This window comes from Streptomyces sp. NPDC056486 (assembly GCF_042795295.1).
Classification (GTDB): Bacteria; Actinomycetota; Actinomycetes; order Streptomycetales; family Streptomycetaceae; genus Streptomyces.
In genome coordinates, this window is record NZ_JBHTSF010000068.1 from 1 (window position 1) to 21,072 (window position 21,072).

The 21,072-nt window shown below is 69.8% G+C and carries 19 protein-coding genes and 1 riboswitch; of the genes, 18 read left to right on the forward strand and 1 reads right to left on the reverse strand.

The genetic code is table 11. The features are described 5' to 3' along the window. Window positions 1–200 precede the first annotated feature (200 nt). Window positions 201–3,731, forward strand: coding sequence for a transcription-repair coupling factor (mfd, locus tag ACFQ7F_RS24995; protein WP_383274050.1), 3,531 nt, complete (start codon window positions 201–203; stop codon window positions 3,729–3,731). 178 nt (window positions 3,732–3,909) lie between these two features. Here mfd and ACFQ7F_RS25000 read toward each other — a convergent pair whose 3' ends face one another. Beyond that, window positions 3,910–4,332 carry a nuclear transport factor 2 family protein gene (locus ACFQ7F_RS25000; RefSeq protein WP_383274053.1) on the reverse strand — a complete coding sequence of 141 codons (423 nt, stop codon included), beginning with the start codon at window positions 4,330–4,332 and terminating at the stop codon, window positions 3,910–3,912. 185 nt (window positions 4,333–4,517) lie between these two features. Between ACFQ7F_RS25000 and ACFQ7F_RS25005 the strand changes: the two genes are divergently transcribed. From ACFQ7F_RS25005 to ACFQ7F_RS25085, 17 genes are all read left to right on the forward strand, one after another. Further along, complete coding sequence (locus ACFQ7F_RS25005; RefSeq protein WP_383274055.1) at window positions 4,518–5,207, forward strand: MOSC domain-containing protein; 690 nt, start codon at window positions 4,518–4,520, stop codon at window positions 5,205–5,207. Beyond that, the gene (locus ACFQ7F_RS25010) at window positions 5,204–5,941 is read left to right on the forward strand and encodes an HNH endonuclease family protein (RefSeq protein ID WP_383274058.1); all 738 of its coding nucleotides are present in this window, start codon (window positions 5,204–5,206) and stop codon (window positions 5,939–5,941) included. The genes ACFQ7F_RS25005 and ACFQ7F_RS25010 overlap by 4 nt, the downstream gene beginning before the upstream one ends. A 49-nt stretch (window positions 5,942–5,990) precedes the next feature. After that, window positions 5,991–6,734 (forward strand): N-acetyltransferase, encoded by a 744-nt coding sequence (locus ACFQ7F_RS25015; RefSeq protein WP_383274061.1) that lies wholly within the window; start codon window positions 5,991–5,993, stop codon window positions 6,732–6,734. Between the two features lie 271 nt (window positions 6,735–7,005). Next, complete coding sequence (locus tag ACFQ7F_RS25020) at window positions 7,006–7,587, forward strand: hypothetical protein (protein ID WP_383274064.1); 582 nt, start codon at window positions 7,006–7,008, stop codon at window positions 7,585–7,587. A gap of 74 nt (window positions 7,588–7,661) precedes the next feature. Further along, complete coding sequence (locus ACFQ7F_RS25025) at window positions 7,662–9,149, forward strand: protein kinase (RefSeq protein WP_383274159.1); 1,488 nt, start codon at window positions 7,662–7,664, stop codon at window positions 9,147–9,149. A gap of 147 nt (window positions 9,150–9,296) precedes the next feature. Further along, window positions 9,297–9,965, forward strand: coding sequence for a SurA N-terminal domain-containing protein (locus ACFQ7F_RS25030; RefSeq protein ID WP_383274067.1), 669 nt, complete (start codon window positions 9,297–9,299; stop codon window positions 9,963–9,965). 46 nt (window positions 9,966–10,011) lie between these two features. Beyond that, window positions 10,012–11,010 (forward strand): nucleoside triphosphate pyrophosphohydrolase, encoded by a 999-nt coding sequence (locus tag ACFQ7F_RS25035; RefSeq protein ID WP_383274070.1) that lies wholly within the window; start codon window positions 10,012–10,014, stop codon window positions 11,008–11,010. A gap of 31 nt (window positions 11,011–11,041) precedes the next feature. Further along, window positions 11,042–11,323: a type II toxin-antitoxin system Phd/YefM family antitoxin gene (locus tag ACFQ7F_RS25040; RefSeq protein WP_383274073.1), complete on the forward strand. Its 282-nt coding sequence runs from the start codon at window positions 11,042–11,044 to the stop codon at window positions 11,321–11,323. Beyond that, complete coding sequence (locus ACFQ7F_RS25045) at window positions 11,320–11,724, forward strand: type II toxin-antitoxin system VapC family toxin (protein ID WP_383274075.1); 405 nt, start codon at window positions 11,320–11,322, stop codon at window positions 11,722–11,724. Before ACFQ7F_RS25040 ends, ACFQ7F_RS25045 begins: the two co-directional genes overlap by 4 nt. 63 nt (window positions 11,725–11,787) lie before the next feature. After that, window positions 11,788–13,149, forward strand: a complete 1,362-nt coding sequence (locus tag ACFQ7F_RS25050; protein ID WP_383274078.1) for a cytochrome P450 — start codon at window positions 11,788–11,790, stop codon at window positions 13,147–13,149. Window positions 13,150–13,285: 136 nt separating this feature from the next. Beyond that, window positions 13,286–14,296, forward strand: a complete 1,011-nt coding sequence (locus tag ACFQ7F_RS25055; RefSeq protein ID WP_383274080.1) for a transglycosylase family protein — start codon at window positions 13,286–13,288, stop codon at window positions 14,294–14,296. A 181-nt stretch (window positions 14,297–14,477) separates the two neighbouring features. Beyond that, window positions 14,478–14,669: riboswitch (cyclic di-AMP (ydaO/yuaA leader) on the forward strand. Window positions 14,670–14,672: 3 nt separating this feature from the next. After that, window positions 14,673–15,392 carry a transglycosylase family protein gene (locus ACFQ7F_RS25060; protein WP_383274083.1) on the forward strand — a complete coding sequence of 240 codons (720 nt, stop codon included), beginning with the start codon at window positions 14,673–14,675 and terminating at the stop codon, window positions 15,390–15,392. A gap of 275 nt (window positions 15,393–15,667) precedes the next feature. Then, window positions 15,668–16,954, forward strand: coding sequence for a phosphopyruvate hydratase (gene eno / locus ACFQ7F_RS25065; protein ID WP_383274085.1), 1,287 nt, complete (start codon window positions 15,668–15,670; stop codon window positions 16,952–16,954). A 118-nt stretch (window positions 16,955–17,072) separates the two neighbouring features. Further along, entirely contained in the window at window positions 17,073–17,552 is a 480-nt protein-coding gene (locus ACFQ7F_RS25070; protein WP_383274088.1) for a septum formation initiator family protein, read from the forward strand. 57 nt (window positions 17,553–17,609) lie between these two features. After that, on the forward strand, window positions 17,610–18,146 hold the full coding sequence (locus ACFQ7F_RS25075) for a DUF501 domain-containing protein (RefSeq protein ID WP_383274091.1): 537 nt from the start codon (window positions 17,610–17,612) through the stop codon (window positions 18,144–18,146). Then, window positions 18,143–19,069 (forward strand): exopolyphosphatase, encoded by a 927-nt coding sequence (locus tag ACFQ7F_RS25080; RefSeq protein ID WP_383274094.1) that lies wholly within the window; start codon window positions 18,143–18,145, stop codon window positions 19,067–19,069. The genes ACFQ7F_RS25075 and ACFQ7F_RS25080 overlap by 4 nt, the downstream gene beginning before the upstream one ends. Window positions 19,070–19,467: 398 nt before the next feature. Beyond that, window positions 19,468–20,871 carry an NAD(P)/FAD-dependent oxidoreductase gene (locus ACFQ7F_RS25085; RefSeq protein WP_383274097.1) on the forward strand — a complete coding sequence of 468 codons (1,404 nt, stop codon included), beginning with the start codon at window positions 19,468–19,470 and terminating at the stop codon, window positions 20,869–20,871. Window positions 20,872–21,072: the final 201 nt, after the last annotated feature.

Sequence of the window (21,072 nt, forward strand, 5' to 3'; positions counted from 1 at the left end):
GCGGCGCGAGTACGCGCTGCCGGGGCCGACTGTCTGTTTTCGGCCTGTGCGCCGTTCCCGGGCTCCGCCCCGGACCCCGGTCCTCAAACGCCGGACGCGCTGATTGGTCGTAGTCTGGAGACCCCCGGCCTGTGACCCAGTCCGGGCGGTTCGCGTTGCCCTCGCGCGCCCTCGAACCTGGACGGAAAGCGAAAGCCCACATGAGCCTGCACGGTCTGCTCGACGCTGTCGTCAAGGACGCCGCACTCGCCGAAGCGGTCAAGGCCGCCACCGACGGCAACCGCACCCACGTAGACCTGGTCGGCCCGCCCGCCGCCCGTCCCTTCGCCATCGCGGCCCTCGCCCGCGAGACGAACCGCACCGTTCTCGCCGTGACGGCGACCGGCCGCGAGGCCGAGGACCTGGCCGCCGCCCTGCGCACGATCATTCCGCCGGACGGAGTCGTCGAGTACCCCTCCTGGGAGACGCTCCCGCACGAGCGCCTCTCGCCCCGCTCCGACACCGTCGGCCGCCGCCTCGCGATCCTGCGCCGCCTCGCGCACCCGAGGCCCGACGACCCCGAGACGGGCCCCGTCAGCGTCATCGTCGCGCCCGTACGGTCGGTCCTCCAGCCGCAGGTCAAGGGCCTGGGCGACCTGGAGCCCGTGGCCCTGCGCTCGGGCGAGACCACGGACCTGAACGAGACCGTGGAGGCCCTCGCGGCAGCCGCGTACTCCCGTGTGGAGCTGGTCGAGAAGCGCGGCGAGTTCGCCGTGCGCGGCGGCATCCTCGATGTCTTCCCGCCGACCGAGGAGCACCCGCTCCGCGTCGAGTTCTGGGGCGACGACGTCGAGGAGATCCGCTACTTCAAGGTCGCCGACCAGCGCTCCCTGGAGGTCGCCGACCACGGCCTGTGGGCCCCGCCCTGCCGCGAGCTGCTCCTCACCGACGACGTACGCGAAAGGGCCGCCGCACTCGCCGAGGCCCACCCCGAGCTGGGCGAACTGCTCGGCAAGATCGCCGAGGGCATCGCCGTCGAGGGCATGGAGTCCCTCGCGCCCGTCCTGGTCGACGAGATGGAACTGCTGCTCGACGTCCTGCCGCAGGACAGCATGGCCGTGGTCTGCGACCCCGAGCGCGTGCGCACCCGCGCCGCCGACCTGGTGGCGACCTCGCAGGAGTTCCTCCAGGCGTCCTGGGCCGCCACGGCGGGCGGCGGGGAAGCTCCGATCGACGTCGGCGCTGCCTCCCTCTGGGGTATCGCCGACGTCCGCGATCATGCCCGTGACCTCGGCATGATGTGGTGGTCCGTCTCGCCGTTCGCCGCCGACGAAGACCTTGACGACGACACCCTCAAGCTCGGGATGCACGCCACCGAGACCTACCGCGGCGACACCGCGAAGGCGCTCGCCGACACCAAGGGCTGGCTCGCCGACGGCTGGCGCACCGTCTATGTGACGGAGGGCCACGGCCCCGCCGCCCGCACCGTCGAGGTCCTGAGCGGCGAAGGCATCGCGGCCCGCCTCGACGCGGAGCTCGGCGAGCTCACGCCCTCCGTCGTGCAGGTCACCTGCGGCTCGATCGACTACGGCTTCCTGGACCCGGCCCTCAAGCTCGCGGTCCTCACCGAGACCGACCTCTCAGGGCAGAAGGCAGCGGGCAAGGACGGCCAGCGGATGCCGGCCCGCCGTCGCAAGACGATCGACCCGCTGACCCTGGAGGTCGGCGACTACATCGTCCACGAGGGGCACGGCGTCGGCCGCTACATCGAGATGGTGCAGCGCACCGTCCAGGGCGCGACGCGCGAGTACCTGGTCGTCGAGTACGCCCCCGCCAAGCGCGGCCAGCCCGGCGACCGCCTCTACATCCCCACCGACCAGCTGGAGCAGATCACCAAGTACGTCGGTGGCGAGGCGCCCACCCTGCACCGCCTGGGCGGCGCCGACTGGACGAAGACGAAGGCGCGCGCGAAGAAGGCGGTCAAGGAGATCGCCGCCGACCTCATCAAGCTCTACAGCGCCCGCATGGCGGCGCCCGGCCACGCCTTCGCACCCGACAGCCCCTGGCAGCGCGAGCTGGAGGACGCCTTCCCGTACGTGGAGACGCCCGACCAGCTCACCACCATCGCCGAGGTCAAGGACGACATGGAGAAGACGGTCCCGATGGACCGCCTGATCTGTGGCGACGTCGGCTACGGAAAGACGGAGATCGCGGTCCGCGCCGCCTTCAAGGCGGTCCAGGACGGCAAACAGGTCGCGGTGCTCGTCCCGACGACGCTCCTGGTGCAGCAGCACTTCGGTACGTTCTCCGAGCGGTACTCCCAATTCCCCGTCAAGGTACGGGCGTTGAGCCGCTTCCAGTCGGAGACGGAGTCCAAGGCGACCCTGGAGGGCCTGCGCGACGGCTCGGTCGACATCGTCATCGGCACCCACCGCCTCTTCTCATCCGAGACGAAGTTCAAGGACCTGGGCCTCGTCATCGTCGACGAGGAGCAGCGCTTCGGCGTCGAGCACAAGGAGCAGCTCAAGAAGCTGCGGGCCAACGTCGACGTCCTGACGATGTCGGCCACCCCCATTCCCCGTACGCTCGAAATGGCCGTGACGGGCATCCGCGAGATGTCCACCATCACCACGCCCCCCGAGGAGCGCCACCCGGTCCTGACCTTCGTCGGTCCTTACGAGGAGAAGCAGATCGGCGCGGCCATCCGCCGCGAACTCCTTCGCGAGGGCCAGGTCTTCTACATCCACAACCGGGTCGAGTCGATCGACCGGGCGGCGGCCCGCCTCAGAGACATCGTCCCCGAGGCCCGCATCGCCACCGCGCACGGCCAGATGTCCGAACAGGCCCTGGAACAAGTGGTGGTGGACTTCTGGGAGAAGAAGTTCGACGTGCTCGTCTCGACGACGATCGTCGAATCGGGCATCGACATCTCCAACGCCAACACGCTGATCGTCGAGCGCGGCGACAACTTCGGTCTCTCCCAGCTCCACCAGCTGCGCGGCCGTGTGGGCCGAGGCCGTGACCGCGGTTACGCCTACTTCCTCTACCCGCCGGAGAAGCCTCTGACGGAGACCGCCCACGAGCGCCTCGCGACCATCGCCCAGCACACGGAGATGGGGGCGGGCATGTACGTGGCGATGAAGGACCTGGAGATCCGCGGCGCGGGCAACCTCCTGGGCGGCGAGCAGTCAGGACACATCGCGGGCGTCGGCTTCGACCTCTACGTACGCATGGTGGGCGAGGCGGTGGCCGACTACCGCGCGTCCCTGGAGGGCGGCGTGGAGGAGGAGCCGCCGCTCGAGGTCAAGGTCGAGCTGCCGGTCGACGCGCACGTACCGCACGACTACGCACCAGGCGAGCGCCTGCGCCTCGCGGCCTACCGCTCGATCGCCTCCGCGAGCAGCGAGGCGGACGTCAAGGCGGTGCGCGAGGAACTCACCGACCGCTACGGCAAGTTGCCGGAGCCCGTGGAGAATCTCCTCCTGGTGGCGGGCCTGCGGATGCTGGCCCGTGCGTGCGAGGTCGGCGAGATCGTGCTGCAGGGCAACAACATCCGGTTCGCCCCGGTGGAGCTGCGGGAGTCGCAGGAGCTGCGCCTGAAGCGGCTCTACCCGGGAACGGTCATCAAGGAGAACGCCCACCAGCTGCTCGTCCCGCGCCCGAAGACCGCGAAGGTCGGCGGGAAGCCGCTGATCGGGCGTGAACTGCTCGGCTGGGTGGGGGAGTTCCTCACCACGATCCTGGGGTCGTAGGACGGCGGGGCGGCTGTCGCGCCCTTAGGGCGCGGGGAACTGCGCGACAAGCCACGACGGACCCGCAGGTGTCGGCGTTGCCCCTGTCGCGGGGAGACGCCGGTGCGGGAAGGCGCCGGTGCGGGGAGACGTCAGCGCCCCCTGGCGCTCGCACACGATGCCGCCCGGGCACGGGCGGTCAGGGCGTGCAGGCGTCGGCGATCGACCGGCTGTTCTCGTAGAGGTGGTGCCGCGAGATCCGCCCGTCCTCGACGGTCAGCCGCAGGACGAAGGGCCCGTCGAAGGACTTGCCGGTGTCGCGCACGGTGCCCCAGAGGCGGCCGAAGATCACGGCGTCCGCGCCCTCGACGATGATGGTGTCGACCGTGGCGCCGGCCTTCTCCGGGACCGTGTGCGCGGCGAGTTCGGCGGACTGGGCCGCGCACTCGGCGGCCGTGGACCGCGGCCGGATCCAGGGCACGCCCGGGTTGTCGGCGAGCATCCAGTCGACCTCATCGGTGAAGAGAGCGGTGAGGCCATCGGCGTCACCGGTGAGCCGGTATCCCAGGAAGGCCTGGACGGCGGCGCGGGTGGCGTCTTCGGTGGTGGTCCTGACGGTCATCCGGACTCCTCGGTCGGTGTTCCTGCTCGTTGGGTGTTCCTGCGGATGCCGTTGATGCTTCCGTGCGGCCGGAAAAGGGTCGATTACGCCGGAGGTAATGGCGGCACGGGGGGCCCGTCCGGTGAGGGGCGATATGGTCTAAAGCGGTCATGCAGCAGCGCGCAGGTCAGGGGAGGGGAAGTGCCGTGGGGCATGAGGCCGTCGTGGGGCTCGCCTGTTTTCCGGTGAAGTCGATGCTGGGGGAGGGGCACGAGCGCCTCGTCCTCGACGAGCGGGGCGTGGCCGGTGACCGGCTGTGGGCCTTGCGGCACGAGGACGGGAAGCTGGGGAGCGGGAAGAACACCCGCAGGTTCCGGCGGACACCGGGAATGCTGGAGTACGAGGCGGCGTACGAGGGTGACGCCCCCGTCGTCACCACGCCGGACGGCGAGACGCTGCGGCCCGGTGACCCCCGCATCGGTGAACTCTTCGGCGCGGGAATGGAGTTGGCGCGCGAGGGCGAGGTGAGCCATCAGGACGCGGGCGCCGTATCGCTCGTCGGCACCGCGTCGCTGCACGCCCTCGGCGAGCTGCTCGGCGACTCCGACCCCGTCGACGTACGCCGTCTGCGCAAGAACATCGTGATCGGGACCGACGAGCCGTGGATCGAGGAGGACTGGGTCGGACGGGAGATCACCTTCGACGGCGGACTGTGCCTGCGTGTCACGATGCGCATCGAACGCTGTGTCATGACCACCCAGGCCCAGCGCGAACTGCCCGCCGATCACCGCATCCTGAAGACACTCACCGCGTCGCGCGGCATGTGCGTCGGGGTGTACGCGGACGTCGTGACGCCAGGAACACTCGCCATCGGAGCAAAGGTGACCATCAAGTGAGCCGTAGCAACACCGGAGTTCGGGCGGCGCTGCTGCTCGCGCTCCTCGTCGCGGGATCCGTCACCGGATGCTCGCCGGAGGACAAGGACAGCGGCTCTTCCGGGCCTGACGCGCCCGACGCCAAGGCGGGACCCGCGCTCGCCGCGGTCGACACGCTCACGGTGAAGGGCCGCGCGCCCAAGACCGGATACGACCGTGACCGGTTCGGCAGCCCCTGGGCCGACACCGACTCCAACAGCTGCGGCACCCGCGACGACATACTCAAGCGCGATCTGGACGACGTGAAGTACCGCGACGGCGGGGACTGCGAGGTGGCCTCCGGGGCGCTGGCGCCCGACCCCTACACCGGCAAGGACGTCACGTTCGTGCGCGGTCGCAGCCAGGTCGACATCGACCATCTCGTCGCCCTCTCGGACGCCTGGCAGAAGGGCGCGGGCAAGTGGGAGCCGAGCAAGCGCATAGCGTTCGCCAACGACCCGCTCAACCTCCTCGCGGTCGACGCGGGCCCCAACCGCGGCAAGGGTGACGGCGACACGGCCACCTGGCTGCCGCCGGACAAGGGCTACCGGTGCGCCTACGTGGCCCGGCAGGTGGCCGTGAAGAAGAAGTACGGGGTGTGGGTGACGGGCGCCGAGCAGGACGCCATGAAGCGGGTCCTGTCGGGCTGCCCGAAGGAGAAGCTGCCGACCGGGGGCAGCCCGACGGCGGCGCCGGGCCGCTTCCACGCCCGATGAGGTGAAAAATGGCTTAACAGCCGGGTCCGCGCCCGCTAGCGTCCGATGCATGGACCTGAGGATCACGACGCTGGCCGAGCGGCCCGAACTCGCCGGGCCGCTCATGGAGATGGACGACACCTGGCCGGAGTTCATCGGGAACGACCCCATCGCGTGGTCGATGATCGGGCGGATCGTCAAGGAGCTTCCCGAGTACGTTCTTGTCGCCACGGACGAGCGGGGCGCGGTCGCGGCCAAGGCGTTCAGCGTGCCGTTCGCGCTGCGCGCCGAAGGGCGCGGGCAGTTGCCGGACGGCGGCTGGGACCAGGTCATGCTGTGGGCGTTCTCGGATCTGCGGCACGGCAGGAAGCCCGACACGGTGAGCGCGATCGAGATCACCGTGGCGAAGGACTACCTCGGCCACGGCGTCTCCGGGCGGATGCTCGCCGCGATGCGCGAGACCGCTCGCGCGCGCGGCTTCGCCGAAGTCGTCGCCCCGGTGCGCCCGAACGCCAAACACCTCGAACCGGCCGCGCTGATCGACACGTACGCACAGCGCAAGCGGGACGACGGCCTTCCCGCCGACCCGTGGCTGCGGGTGCACGTGCGGGCGGGCGGCACCATCGCGAAGGTGGCGCACGCGTCGATGACGGTGTCCGGATCGACCGCGCAGTGGCGGGCGTGGACGGGGCTTCCGTTCGACACGGCGGGCCCTGTCGAGGTGCCGGGCGCGCTGGTGCCCGTGCACTGCGAGCCGGAGCGCGGGTACGCGGTGTATGTGGAGCCGAACGTGTGGGTGCGGCACGTGCTGTGAGCCCGACGGGGGCACGGCGAACTCGCCCCGCGACCCTGCCCGCGTGACGGACGGCGCGCTTCCGCCGGAGAGGCGCCACCGGGTTGCGGCGGGGGCCGCGATCAGGACGTGACCAGTACGGCAACGGTTCGGTACAACCCGGGACCGCTTCTCCTCGTCGGCCTATACGCTCGAATCTGCATCCGTTCGTATTTCGACTTTCGACTTTCGGCCGTGCGTTCCCACGGGGACTCGGGGGAACGCACGGCCGTATCAGGCACCAGGAGCAGCCATGCACGGCCACGGCTACGCGCCGCAGCAACCGCCGCCGACCTCGGGCGGCACCTATGTGACGCTGCGCGTGATGTTCGTGGTCCTCGCCGTCATGACGTGCGGCCTGCTCGCCTGGGCGATGATGCTGCGGCTCGCGCTCGTGACGCGCAAGCCGCACGACTGGGGCCTGTTCGGACTCGTGGCCGCGCTCGACGTGTCGGCTGTGGTGCTCGTCGGCATCGACCCCGGCGAGGACGAGTTCCAGGGGCCGGGCGGCGCGGGCATGGTGATCCTCCTGACGACGATGCTTGCCGCCGTCATCTACTACCTCTTCGCGGACATACGGCACTTCAGCCGCAACCGGCAGCCGCAGTACGCGGGGTACGCGGGAACGCAGCCCGCCTACGGCTATCCGCAGCAGGGCCCCACCCCCACCCCCACGCCCGTCCACCTCCAGCCCACGCAGCTGCAGCACCACCAGCCGCCGGTCCAGCAGACGCCGCCCCCGCCCACGCGTCCCGCACCGGCCCGCATCCACCAAGTACAGGCCGAGCTCGACGAGCTCAGTGACTACCTGCGCAAGCAGGAAGGCGGCAGCTGACCGTGTCACTGGGGACGGGCGGCCGTGTTGTCGCCGGGCGCTACGAACTCTCCACGCTCATCGGCCAGGGCGGCATGGGCCAGGTCTGGACGGCGTACGACCAACGCCTCGACCGCCGCGTCGCCGTCAAACTCCTGCGCCCCGACCGGGTCGCGGGCGCCGAGGCCGATGAGCTGCGCCGCCGCTTCGTGCGCGAGTGCCGCGTCACCGCACAGGTCGACCACCCCGGCCTCGTCACCGTCCACGACGCGGGCACCGAGGGCGAGGACCTCTACCTCGTCATGCAGTACGTCGACGGGGCGGACCTCGGCGACCACCTCGCCGAGCACGATCCCTACCCGTGGCAGTGGGCCGTCGCGATCGCCGCGCAACTGTGCGCCGTGCTCTCCGCGGTACACGCCGTACCGATCGTGCACCGCGACCTCAAACCGCGGAACGTGATGGTCAAGCAGGACGGCACGGTCAGCATCCTGGACCTGGGCATCGCCTCGGTCATGGACACCGACACCACCCGCCTCACCCACACCGGTTCACCCATCGGCAGCCCCGCGTACATGGCGCCCGAACAGGCGATGGGCGGCGCGGTCGGCCCGTACACCGACCTGTACGCCCTCGGCGTCCTGCTGCACGAACTCCTCAGCGGAGACGTGCCGTTCTCCGGCTCCACCGCGCTCGGCGTCCTGCACCGCCACCTCTACGAACCTCCGGTCCCGGTCCGCAGTCTGCGCGCCGAGGTCCCCGAGGCCCTCGAAGCCCTGGTGCTCCGGCTCCTCGCCAAGGACCCCGAGCACCGGCACGGCAGCGCCCAGGAGGTCTACGAGGAACTGGCGCCCCTGCTTCCCGCGCGAGGCGTCCCGACCGGCGGCGCGCTGGACCCCACCCGGCCCTTCCTGCGCCCGCACGCCCCCTGGCCCGATCGCGCGGCGACACCGGCGCCGGCCCCCGACATCCAGCCGGACCGTCCTGACGAGCGCCGGACCCCGGGCGGCACGGGCAGCCAGACGGACGTCGTCCGCGCGGTCGACGAGGTCAAGCGGCTCCTCGGCGAGGGCCGCATCACACAGGCTGTGGACATCCTCGGCTCGATCCTGCCCGCGGCCGCCGCCAAGCACGGCGAGCACTCCCCGGTGGTCCGCTCCCTGCGCAAGCAGTACGCGGCGACGCTCATGGACGACGGCCAGTACCGCCGCGCCCTGCCGGAACTGCGCCGCCTCGCCGACGAGCGCGCCGCGGAGTCGGGACAGGCCGACCCGCACTCGCTCCAGTTCCGCTACGAGGCCGCGCAGTGCCTGGAACAGCTGGGCGAACCGGCGGCGGCACTCGCGGAGTACAGGGCCCTCCTCCCTTACTACGAGAACCGCTACGCATCCGACGACCGCGAACGCCCTCTCGAAATCCGCCGCCATATCGGCCACTTGCTCCTTGCCCTCGGCGATCGCGCCGCGGCGCACGACACGCTGGGGCGGCTGCTCCTGGACGCCGAGCGGATGCATGGCATCGGCCATCCGTTCCCGGCGGAGATCCGGCGTACGTTGCAGTGGCTGGGACAGATGCGCGGTTAGTGACGGCTCAGCGCGAAGGTGCCCCGACCGGTGCCCCAACTCTTCGAGAATCGTTGGTCGAATAGGTGGCCGAGGGACCGGCCACTGCCTAACATCGATCACCGCAAGACTTTGTGCACCGCCGCACAATCTCCTCGGGAGGCTCACTTGCACCGCCGCCGTCGCACCGCGCTCGTTCTCTCCGCCGCAGCCGTCGCCGCGGCCCCCCTCCTCACGGCCTGCGGAAGCGATGCCCATCCGGGCGCCGCGGCCGTCGTGGGCGACGACCGGATCACGGTCTCGCAGCTGGAGAGCCGGGTGAACGAGGTGCGCGACGCGCAGCGCGCCGCCATCCCGGACGAGCAGCAGTACGAGCAGGCCATCGCCAAGACCGGCGGCCTCACCCGCAGCACCCTGCACACGATGGTCCTGGACAAGGTGCTGCACCAGGCCGCGGCCGACGCGGGCGTGGACGTCTCACGCCGCGAGATCCAGACGATGAGGTCGGGCCTCGAACAGCAGGCGGGCAGCAAGAAGGCCCTCGAGCAGGGCTGGCTACAGCAGTACAGCGTCGCTCCTTCCCGCCTCACCGAAAGCTTCCGTACGGAGATCGAGGCCCAGAAGCTGGCGAAGGTCATCGGCGCGGACATGAACGCACCGGAGGGCCAGGCCCTCTTCTGGAAGGCGCTCTCCAAGGCCTCCAAGAAGCTGGACGTGGACCTGAACCCGCGCTACGGCACATGGGACGTCGAGAAGAGCAAGCGCGCGGACACGAAGACGCCGTGGGTACGTGAGGTGTCCGGAAACGGCGAGGCACAGCCCAAGCAGCAGGCGTAACAGGAGTACCGAGGGAGCTGTCAGTGCCGTGGGTTACGTTCAACCGGTGACGAACGAAACCACGCCCCCGGCCGACGCCCCCGGCCGCGTCATCCTCCTCACCACCAGCCACCGGGTGGCCCCCGGCCTTCTCTCCTGGCCCGCGTGGCAGGCCCTGCACGGGGCCGACGAGGTCCTGTGCGCCGACGCCACGCATCCCCAGCTGCCGTATCTGCGTGAGGCGGGCGTGCGCGTGGACCAGGCGGCGCCCACGGCCCAGGAACTGGTGGCGGCGTGCGCGGGCGACCGCACGGTCCTGGTCATCGCCACGGCCGAGGGCGACCGCGCTCTGACGGACGGCCTGGCGAGGCTCGCGGGCTCGGGCCGCCTCTCGATGCCGGACCTGGAACTGCTCCCGGCGTCGTACGACCTGCCGGGCGCCCGGCTCCTCGACCTCGTCCAGGTCATGGACCGGATCCGCGTCGAGTGCCCGTGGTCGTCCCAGCAGACGCACAAGGGCCTGGCGAAGTACGCGATCGAGGAGGCGTACGAACTGGTCGAGGCGATCGAAGAGGGCGACAGGGAAGAACTGCGGGAGGAGCTGGGCGACGTCCTGCTCCAGGTGGTCTTCCACGCCCGCATCGCGGAGGAGGACGAGGAGTCCCCCTTCTCCGTGGACGACGTGGCGGGCACGATCGTCGACAAGCTGATCAACCGCCACCCGCACGTATTCGGGGACGACTCGGCAGAAACCCCCGAGGACGTGAAGGCGCACTGGCTCCGCACGAAGGCGCAGGAGAAGCAGCGCTCATCGGTCACGGAAGGAATCCCCCTGGGCCAGCCGGGCCTGGCACTGGCATCGAAGCTGGCCTCACGGGTACGGACGGCGGGCTTGAACGTGACGGCACCCTCGGGCGACGGCATCGGCTACGAACTCCTCGCACTCGCCCTGCGGGCAGAGTCGGAGGGCACCGACCCGGAGGCGGCGCTGCGGGGTGCTGCGCGGGCTTACCGGGATGCGGTGCTGGCGGCGGAGGGGGCGGGGGGCGGATTCTCCAGCGATTGATGTACCTACGGAAGGTAGGTACATTGATGGCATGGAAACCATCGGCTTGCGCGAGCTGAACCAGAACCCCTCAAAGGCAGTGGCCCGGGTTCGGGCCGGCGCGTCGATACTTGTCACCGACAGGGGCAAGCCGGTCCTCCGCATGGTCCCGGAGACCGAGGCCCCGGGAGCGCTGCAGCGGCTGCTCGAATCGGGCGACGTCACCGCGCCCGCCGAGGAAGGCATGCCCGAGGTGTTCACCGACCTCGCGCCCGAGCTCAACAGCCTCGCCGACGTACTGCTCGAAGAGCGCGACCGGGAACGACGCCGGTGATCTACCTCGACAGCTGTGCGCTCCTCAAGTTCATCAGGCCGGAGAAGGAGACCGAAGCGCTGCGCGCCTGGCGGGCCGGGCTGCCGGACGGGACGGAGCTCCTCGGCAGCGAGCTCGCCCGCCTTGAGATCACCCGGACCCTCTACCGGGCCGGGGTCGACCACCAGCGGGTGCCCTTCTTCGTGGGGCAGGCCGTGCGCGGTGTCTATCTGGCGGATGTCACCACCACGGTCATGGCGCGAGCGGCCGCCTACCGCACCCAGCGGCTCGGCACCCTCGATGCCGTCCACCTGGCGAGCGCGGACCCCTTCCGGCAGGACATCACGGAGTTCGTCACCTACGACGAGGAACTGGCCCGCGCGGCCGAGGAGCTCGGGTTTCCGGTGAGCGCCCCGGCATAGGCGAGTGCCCGGCGCGACGGACCAACCGCACGTGGGCGCGGGCCGCCGGATAGCGTCGACCCCATGCAAGACCAGCCGCCCGCCCCCGCAGAGGCAACCCCCGCAGCCTGCCCCGCAGGGGCGCACGCCCCCATGCCCGAGGCCCAGGGGCCAGACCCCGCCCAAGGACCAGAACTCTTCACCTGGGAGTTCGCCACCGACCCCTACCCCGCCTACGCCTGGCTCCGCGAGCACGCCCCCGTGCACAAGACGCGGCTCCCCAGTGGCGTGGAGGCCTGGCTCGTCACCCGGTACGTCGATGCCAAGCAGGCGCTCGCCGATCCGCGGCTCAGCAAGAATCCGGCCCATCACGGTGTGCCCGCGCACGGGAAGAGCAAGACCGGGATCCCGGGCGAGCGCAGCGCCAACCTCATGACGCATCTGCTCAACATCGACCCGCCGGACCACACGCGCCTTCGCCGCCTCGTCTCCAAGGCCTTCACGCCCCGCCGTGTCGCCGAATTCGCGCCACGGGTGCAGGAGTTGACGGACCGTCTCATCGACCAGTTCGTCGAGAAGGGGGAGGCCGACCTCATTCACGACTTCGCCTTCCCGCTCCCCATCTACGCCATTTGCGATCTGCTCGGGGTGCCCCGCGAGGATCAGGACGACTTCCGCGACTGGGCGGGGATGATGATCCGCCACGGGGGAGGTCCCAGGGGCGGGGTCGCCCGGTCCGTGAAGAAGATGCGCGGCTACCTCGCCGAGCTGATCCACCGCAAGCGTCTCGAACCCGGCGACGACCTCATCTCGGGGCTCATCCGCGCCTCCGACCACGGCGAGCACCTCACCGAGAACGAGGCCGCCGCGATGGCATTTATCTTGCTTTTTGCCGGTTTTGAGACGACCGTGAACCTCATCGGCAATGGCACTTATGCCCTGCTCACCCACCCCGAACAGCGCGAGCGGCTCCAGGAGTCCCTCAAGGGCGGCGACACCGGACTCCTGGAGACCGGGCTCGAGGAGCTCCTCCGCTTCGACGGACCCGTCGAACTCGCCACCTGGCGGTATGCCACCGAGCGGCTGACCGTCGGAGGGGAGGACATCGCCGTCGGTGACCCCGTTCTCGTCGTCCTCGCCGCCGCCGACCGTGACCCGGAACGCTTCGACCGACCGGACGCGCTCGACCTCTCCCGGCGCGACAACCAACACCTCGGCTACGGCCATGGCATTCATTACTGTCTCGGTGCGCCGCTCGCCCGGCTCGAAGGGCAGACCGCCCTCGCGACGCTTCTGCGGCGCCTTCCTGACCTGCGACTCGCGGCGGAACCTGGTGATTTGAGATGGCGTGGCGGGCTCATCATGCGTGGACTCCGTACGCTGCCCGTGGAGTTCACACCCGCACAGCAGAGCAAATATCAGCCACTTGAAGCGCCGTCCAGCTGACGAGCCGTCAAGACTGTGACTTTCACGTGATCTCCGCTGCATCGACTTGTGACAAGCGTTCGACTCCCGCTACGTTCACCGACGACTCGGCATCCCGTGTCGCAGTCGTCGCTCCAGTCACGCGAAAGGCAACCGCATGCTCTCCGGCAATGGTCGTCACCGACGCCCCCGCCAGGCCCCGGCCCTGATCGTCGCGGCAGGAGTCGCAGGATCGGCCATAGCCATCCCGCTGCTCGGCGCCACCAGTGCGAGCGCGGCGGACGCCGCCACGTGGGACAAGCTCGCGGAGTGCGAGAGCGGCGGGTCCTGGAGCGCGGACGCGGGCAACGGGTACTACGGCGGGCTCCAGTTGTCGCAGCAGGTCTGGGAGGACAACGGCGGCCTCGACTTCGCGCCGAGCGCCGATCAGGCCAGCCGCTCGCAGCAGATCTCCGTCGCCGAGAAGGTTCTCGACGATCAGGGGGTCAAGGCCTGGCCGAGCTGCGCGCCGGTCGCAGGCCTCACCGAGGACGGTGCCGCCGCCGACGTCGACCCGGGCGCTCCGATCACGACGACGCCTTCCGACGAAGCGACGGAGTCGGGCGACTCCGGTGCGTCGGACGGGTCGGACGGGTCGGATGAATCGGATGAGCCGAGCACGTCGCCGAGTGAGTCGGCCGACCCCTCGGACAGTGCCAAGTCTTCGGACGAGCCTTCAGATGAGCCGTCGGGCGAGTCCTCGAAGAAGCCCTCCGGTGACTCCGGCAAGTCCGGCGCCGACGACGAGTCGCGAGACAAGAATCACGACGAGTCGGGTGATTCGGATGACTCGGGCAAGTCCGGGCAGAGCGATGAGACTTCGCCGACCCCCACTCCCACCACCGGCGAGGGCGAAGGCCGCCACCGCGGCGACAGCGCGGACGGCAAGCCGTCCGGCGACGACTCCCGCGAGGGTTCGGGCCGGCACGCCTCGCGCGGCGACGAGCGACAGCAGGACGCCTCGGACGGGACGTACACGGTCCGCTCCGGAGACAACCTCTGGGCCATCGCGGACGACCACGACGTGAAGGGCGGGTGGACCGAGCTGTACGCCGAGAACGAGAAGGCCGTCGGCTCCGACCCCGATCTCATCCTTCCCGGTCAGAGCCTCGATTTGGGCGAAAAGTAGGGGAAGTTGGCGACTCGCTTTGCGCCTGATGTCCGGATTGGCGCAAGTGAGACATGGGTCTCAGAAGCCCTGATCGTCTTTGGAATTCGGCCGTCGGCATGACTACGGTCGTGACCGCTCGCCACAGCGGGCCCCGCCGGTCGGTACGCCGAGTCCTGCCAACGGCCGTTCGGGAACAGTCGTCGCGTAAGCGCCGTAGGCAGGAGCGGGGGAACCAAGGTTTCCGCCGGGCCCGGCCGTTCAGCATCGCGAGAGCGAGGCGGACGAGCGGACGGGAACGGCTAGGGGTTAAGCCGCGCTCAGGAAGCGCGGCCGGGCAACTTCATCGGCCCGAACCCGACAGCTCACCTCGCAGGCGTCGGTGAGGGGATCACTCATGCTGTTTTCCAGCAAGGGCAAGCACCGCCGCCCGTCCAAGGCCACCCGTGTCGCCACGCTCGCGGGCGTCACCGGTGTCGCCGTCGCCGCTCCGCTGATGGCGGCCGGCCAGGCCTCCGCCGCGACGAACTCCGAGTGGGACGCCGTCGCGCAGTGCGAGTCCGGCGGCAACTGGTCGATCAACACGGGCAACGGCTACACGGGCGGCCTGCAGTTCTCGTCGTCCACCTGGGCCGCGTACGGCGGCACGAAGTACGCGTCCAGCGCGGACCAGGCCTCCAAGGCCCAGCAGATAGAGATCGGCGAGAAGGTCCTCGCGGGCCAGGGCAAGGGTGCCTGGCCGAGCTGCGGTGTCGGCCTCTCGGGCGCTTCCAACGAGGGTGGCGGTGCGCAGGAGAGCGCCCCGCAGCAGACCCAGGAGCAGCCCAAGAACGAGCCCAGCGCCCAGACCGAGCAGCCGCAGCAGGCCGCTCCGAAGCAGGCCGCGCCGAAGCCCGAGGCTCCGAAGACCGAGTCCAAGAAGACCGTCGAGACCCCGACCGGCAAGACGGTCAAGAAGGGCGACGGCGAGTACAAGGTCAAGAAGGGTGACACCCTCTCCAAGATCGCCGAGGCGAAGGACGTCAAGGGCGGCTGGCACAAGGTGTACAAGCTCAACGGCGACATCATCGACAACGCCGACATGATCTTCCCGGGTCAGCAGCTGCACCTCAGCTAAGAGGAGCCTGCTGCAGCTCGGCGGAGAAGCTGAGAGAGGCGGCGGCGCTTCGGCGGAGGCGCCGCCCGCCCCACCCCGTCCCCACGGGTCCACCCCGCCCCGGTGCGCGTATCCCCCGTACGCACCGGGGCGGGGTTTGTTTTGTTCCGTTCGGAAACTTTTTGCTCTCGGTTTGTCCATAGGGCGGCGGCTCGGCTCGCTCTTGCCCGGGAGCCGGTTAGGCTCGTGTCCGCGAGGCCAACGCCCCGCGTACCCGCGTCACATCCCAGAAGGAGATGCTCGTGCCGTCCATCGACGTCGTCGTAGCCCGGGAAATCCTGGACTCCCGAGGCAACCCCACGGTCGAGGTCGAGGTCGGCCTCGACGACGGCAGCACGGGTCGTGCCGCCGTTCCGTCCGGTGCGTCCACCGGTGCTTTCGAGGCCATCGAACTCCGTGACGGTGACCCCAACCGTTACCAGGGCAAGGGCGTGGAGAAGGCCGTCCTCGCCGTCATCGAGCAGATCGGCCCGGAGCTCGTCGGGTACGACGCGACCGAGCAGCGCCTGATCGACCAGGCGATGTTCGACCTCGACGCCACCGACAACAAGGGCTCGCTCGGCGCCAACGCCATCCTCGGCGTCTCGCTCGCCGTCGCGCACGCCGCGTCGGAGGCCTCCGACCTGCCGCTCTTCCGCTACCTCGGCGGCCCGAACGCGCACCTGCTGCCCGTTCCGATGATGAACATCCTGAACGGCGGGTCGCACGCCGACTCGAACGTCGACATCCAGGAGTTCATGATCGCGCCGATCGGCGCCGAGTCGTTCTCCGAGGCCCTGCGCTGGGGCACCGAGGTCTACCACACGCTGAAGAAGGTCCTGAAGGACAAGGGCCTCTCCACCGGCCTGGGCGACGAGGGCGGCTTCGCCCCGAACCTGGACTCCAACCGCGCCGCGCTCGACCTCATCCTCGAGGCCATCAAGCAGGCCGGTTACGTCCCCGGTGAGCAGATCGGCCTCGCTCTCGACGTCGCCGCTTCCGAGTTCTACAAGGACGGCAAGTACGAGTTCGAGGGCAAGTCCCGCTCGGCCGCCGAGATGACCGAGTACTACGAGGAGCTCGTCGCCTCGTACCCGCTCGTCTCCATCGAGGACCCGCTGTTCGAGGACGACTGGGCGGGCTGGAAGGTCCTCACCGACAAGCTGGGCACCAAGGTCCAGATCGTCGGCGACGACCTCTTCGTCACCAACCCGGAGCGCCTGGCGCGCGGCATCGAGGAAGGCGCCGCCAACTCGCTGCTCGTCAAGGTCAACCAGATCGGTTCGCTGACGGAGACTCTGGACGCCGTCGAGATGGCCCAGCGCAGCGGCTTCAAGTGCATGATGTCGCACCGCTCCGGCGAGACCGAGGACGTCACCATCGCCGACCTCGCCGTCGCCACCAACTGCGGCCAGATCAAGACCGGCGCCCCGGCCCGCTCCGAGCGCGTCGCCAAGTACAACCAGCTCCTGCGCATCGAGGAGATCCTGGACGACGCCGCGGTGTACGCGGGCCGTTCGGCGTTCCCCCGCTTCAAGGGCTGAGCACTGCTCCTGAGCCCCGGCTCGGGCTTCGGCTCCGCTGAGTAGTTACCTACGTCCTCGTACTCGGTCCCGTACCGTGTGCGAGGACGTACGTACGTATCGGGGAGGCGGGGCACACATGGCCGTGAAGGACCGCGACCGGTTCTCCACCGCGACCAGGCTGCGGCTGCTCGGCGAGCAGACCGCGGAGCGTGTCTACCGCTCCCAGACGAAGCGTCAGGCGCGCCGCTCCCGGCTCACGGGACGCGCCGCGCTCCTCGCGCTCGTCCTCTGCTCGCTGGTCGTCGCGCTCGCCTACCCGATAAGGCAGTACGTGTCGCAGCGCGCGGAGATCGCCGATCAGCGCCGCGAGCAGGCCGAGCACCGCGAGAACGTCGAGAAGCTGCGGGACGAGAAGGCCCGCTGGCGGGACGACGCGTACGCGGAGCAGCGTGTCCGGGAGCGGCTGCACTATGTGATGCCGGGCGAGACCGGCTACACGGTGATCGGTCCCGGGGCGGCGAAGACGCAGCGCACCGACCAGGGGGCGGCCGCCAGGCCCTGGTACTCGAACGTCTGGGACGGCGTCGACAAGGCCGACAGCCCGGACGAGGACTGACTTCTCTCACCCGTACCTCTCGTCTACCTCTCGTAGCGAACCGATCGAAAGACAGGCATGGAAACGCCCCCGCCGACCACCCCGCGCACCGAGCCCACCGACGCCGACGTCGAGGCCTTCAAGCAGCAGCTCGGCCGTCCGCCGCGCGGTCTGCGGGCCATCGCCCACCGCTGCCCGTGCGGGCAGCCGGACGTCGTCGAGACGGCGCCGCGCCTTCCGGACGGGACGCCGTTCCCGACGACGTACTACCTGACGTGTCCGCGGGCCGCCTCCGCGATCGGCACTCTTGAGGCCAACGGCGTCATGAAGGAGATGTCGGAGCGCCTGAAGACGGACCCCGAGCTCGCCGCGGCCTACCGCGCGGCGCACGAGGACTACATCGCGCGCCGTGACGCCATCGAGGTCCTTGAGGGCTTCCCGAGCGCGGGCGGCATGCCCGACCGCGTGAAGTGCCTGCACGTCCTGGTCGGCCACTCGCTGGCCGCGGGCCCCGGTGTGAACCCGCTGGGCGACGAGGCGATCGCGATGCTCCCCCAGTGGTGGGCCAAGGGAGCGTGCGTGACGCCGTGCGCCGATCAGGAGTCCGCCAAGTGACCCGCGTGGCAGCCATCGACTGCGGCACGAACTCGATCCGCCTCCTGGTGGCGGACGCCGACCCCGCGACCGGCGAGCTGGTCGACCTGGACCGCAGGATGACGATCGTCCGCCTGGGGCAGGGAGTGGACAAGACGGGGCGCCTCGCCCCCGAGGCACTCGACCGCACCTTCGCGGCCTGCCGCGAGTACGCCGAGGTCATCAAGGAGCACGGCGCCGAGCGCCTGCGCTTCGTGGCGACCTCCGCGTCCCGCGACGCCGAGAACCGCGACGACTTCGTCCGCGGCGTCCTGGACATCCTCGGAGTCGAGCCGGAGGTCATCAGCGGTGACCAGGAGGCCGAGTTCTCCTTCACGGGTGCGACGAAGGAGCTGGCGGGCAGCGACCACCTCGCCAAGCCCTACCTCGTCGTGGACATCGGCGGCGGCTCCACGGAGTTCGTCGTCGGCGAGGACCAGGTCCGCGCCGCCCGCTCGGTCGACGTCGGCTGTGTGCGCCTCACGGAGCGGCACATCCGCACCGACCCGCCCGCGCCCGCCGAACTCGACGCGGTCCGCGCCGACATCGGGGCAGCGCTCGACCTGGTCGAGCGGACGGTGCCGATCGGCGATGCCCGCACCCTGGTCGGCCTCGCGGGTTCGGTGACCACGGTGGCCGCGATCGCACTGGGCCTCGACGCGTACGACTCCGAGGCGATCCACCACTCCCGTGTCTCCTACGAGCAGGTCGCCGAGATCGTCGGACGCCTGACCCGCTCCACGCACGACGAGCGCGCGGCGATCCCGGTGATGCATCCGGGGCGGGTGGACGTCATCGCGGCGGGCGCGCTCGTACTCCTGTCGATCATGGACCGGACCGGGGCCCGGGAGGTCGTCGTCAGCGAGCACGACATCCTCGACGGCATCGGCTGGTCGATCGCCTGAGCGCGTCATGTAGCGTCTGAGCGGCTGGTGGAGGGGTCGGACGGCCCCGTGGCGACTGGCCGTCGGGAAAGTTCGTGAAGTTCTTCACAAGGAAATCGGCTCGGTTGGCCGATGTTCAGGGGTTCCGGACCCCTGAAAGTGATCCCCGAGGGCCGCGCGACCCATGACAGTGAAGGTTCGCCGGCGTGTCCGGAGTATGAACCGCGTGAGTGGTCCACTGCGCCGTGAAGGCGAGATCGGCAGCTCACAAGGGGTGTGGAACGTCTCGGGTGATCCCGTGGTTCCCCTGGGGCGCTATGGCCTGTGTCACGTGGGCGGCGAAGTGTAGCAGAGGGCCTACCCATGCTTGTGAAGGGGCGCACGAGCGACCCCCCTCGGGCAGGTGGATACTCGATGGCATGAGCACCACGGAGCGTCCCAGGATCCTCGTAGTAGGCGGTGGGTACGTAGGCCTGTACGCAGCTCGGCGCATCCTCAAGAAGATGCGCTACGGAGAGGCGACCGTCACGGTCGTCGACCCCCGGTCGTACATGACCTACCAGCCCTTCCTCCCCGAAGCCGCAGCCGGCAGCATTTCGCCTCGGCACGTCGTCGTCCCGCTGCGACGCGTGCTGCCCAAGGCGGAAGTTCTGACCGGGCGGGTCACCACCATCGATCAGGACCGCAAGGTCGCGACGATCGCCCCCCTCGTGGGCGAGGCGTACGAGCTGCCTTTCGACTACCTGATCATCGCGATGGGCGCGGTCTCCCGCACCTTCCCGATCCCCGGCCTCGCCGAGCAGGGCATCGGCATGAAGGGCATCGAGGAGGCCATCGGCCTGCGCAACCACGTCCTCGAGCAGCTGGACAAGGCTGACTCCACGACGGACGAGGACGTCCGCCGCAAGGCGCTGACCTTCGTCTTCGTCGGCGGTGGCTTCGCGGGTGCGGAGACCATCGGTGAGGTCGAGGACATGGCCCGCGACGCGGCCAAGTACTACAACAACGTGAAGCGCGAGGACATGCGCTTCGTGCTCGTCGACGTCGCGGACAAGATCCTTCCCGAGGTCGGCCCGAAGCTCGGCCAGTACGGCAAGGAGCACCTCGAGGGCCGCGGTGTCGAGGTCTACCTCAAGACCGGCATGGACTCCTGCGTGGACGGCCACGTGGTGCTCAACAACGGCCTCGAGGTCGACTCGAGCACCATCGTGTGGACCGCCGGTGTGAAGCCGAACCCGGCGCTCGCCCGCTTCGGTCTGCCGCTCGGCCCCCGTGGCCACGTCGACACCCAGACGACCCTCCAGGTCCAGGGCACCGACTACATCTGGGCCGCGGGCGACAACGCCCAGGTGCCGGACATGGTCGGCCGCAAGGCGGGCAACGAGAACGCCTGGTGCCCGCCGAACGCCCAGCACGCGCTGCGTCAGTCCAAGGTCCTCGGCGACAACGTGATCTCCGGCATGCGGGGCTTCCCGCAGAAGGAGTACAGCCACGCCAACAAGGGTGCTGTCGCCGGTCTCGGCCTGCACAAGGGCGTCGCGATGATCGTCGTCGGCAAGATGAAGATCAAGCTCAAGGGCCGTCTGGCCTGGTACATGCACCGCGCGTACCACGGCATGGCGATGCCGACGTTCAACCGCAAGATCCGTGTCTTCGCCGACTGGACGCTCGCGGTCTTCCTCAAGCGTGAGGTCGTCTCGCTGGGCGCCATGGAGACGCCGCGCGAGGAGTTCTACGAGGCCGCCAAGCCCGCGCCGAAGCCCGCCGCGGCCAAGGCCGAGCCGGTCGCCGCCGGGTCCGAGGAGAAGGCCAAGGCCTCCTGACGGCTCTCTGACCGAACCCCGAAGGGGCTGCTCGCCATCCGTGGTGCGAGTGGCCCCTTCGGGCTTTTTCGGCCTTTCATGCATGGCGGTTACACGTATTTTGCCGATCCGTGACGCGGCAACGGGACTGCGCAAGCACCCGGTTGGTGTTTACGTGGTGTTGAACCTATCCGGGATCCACCCATCACGGAGGTGTGCACC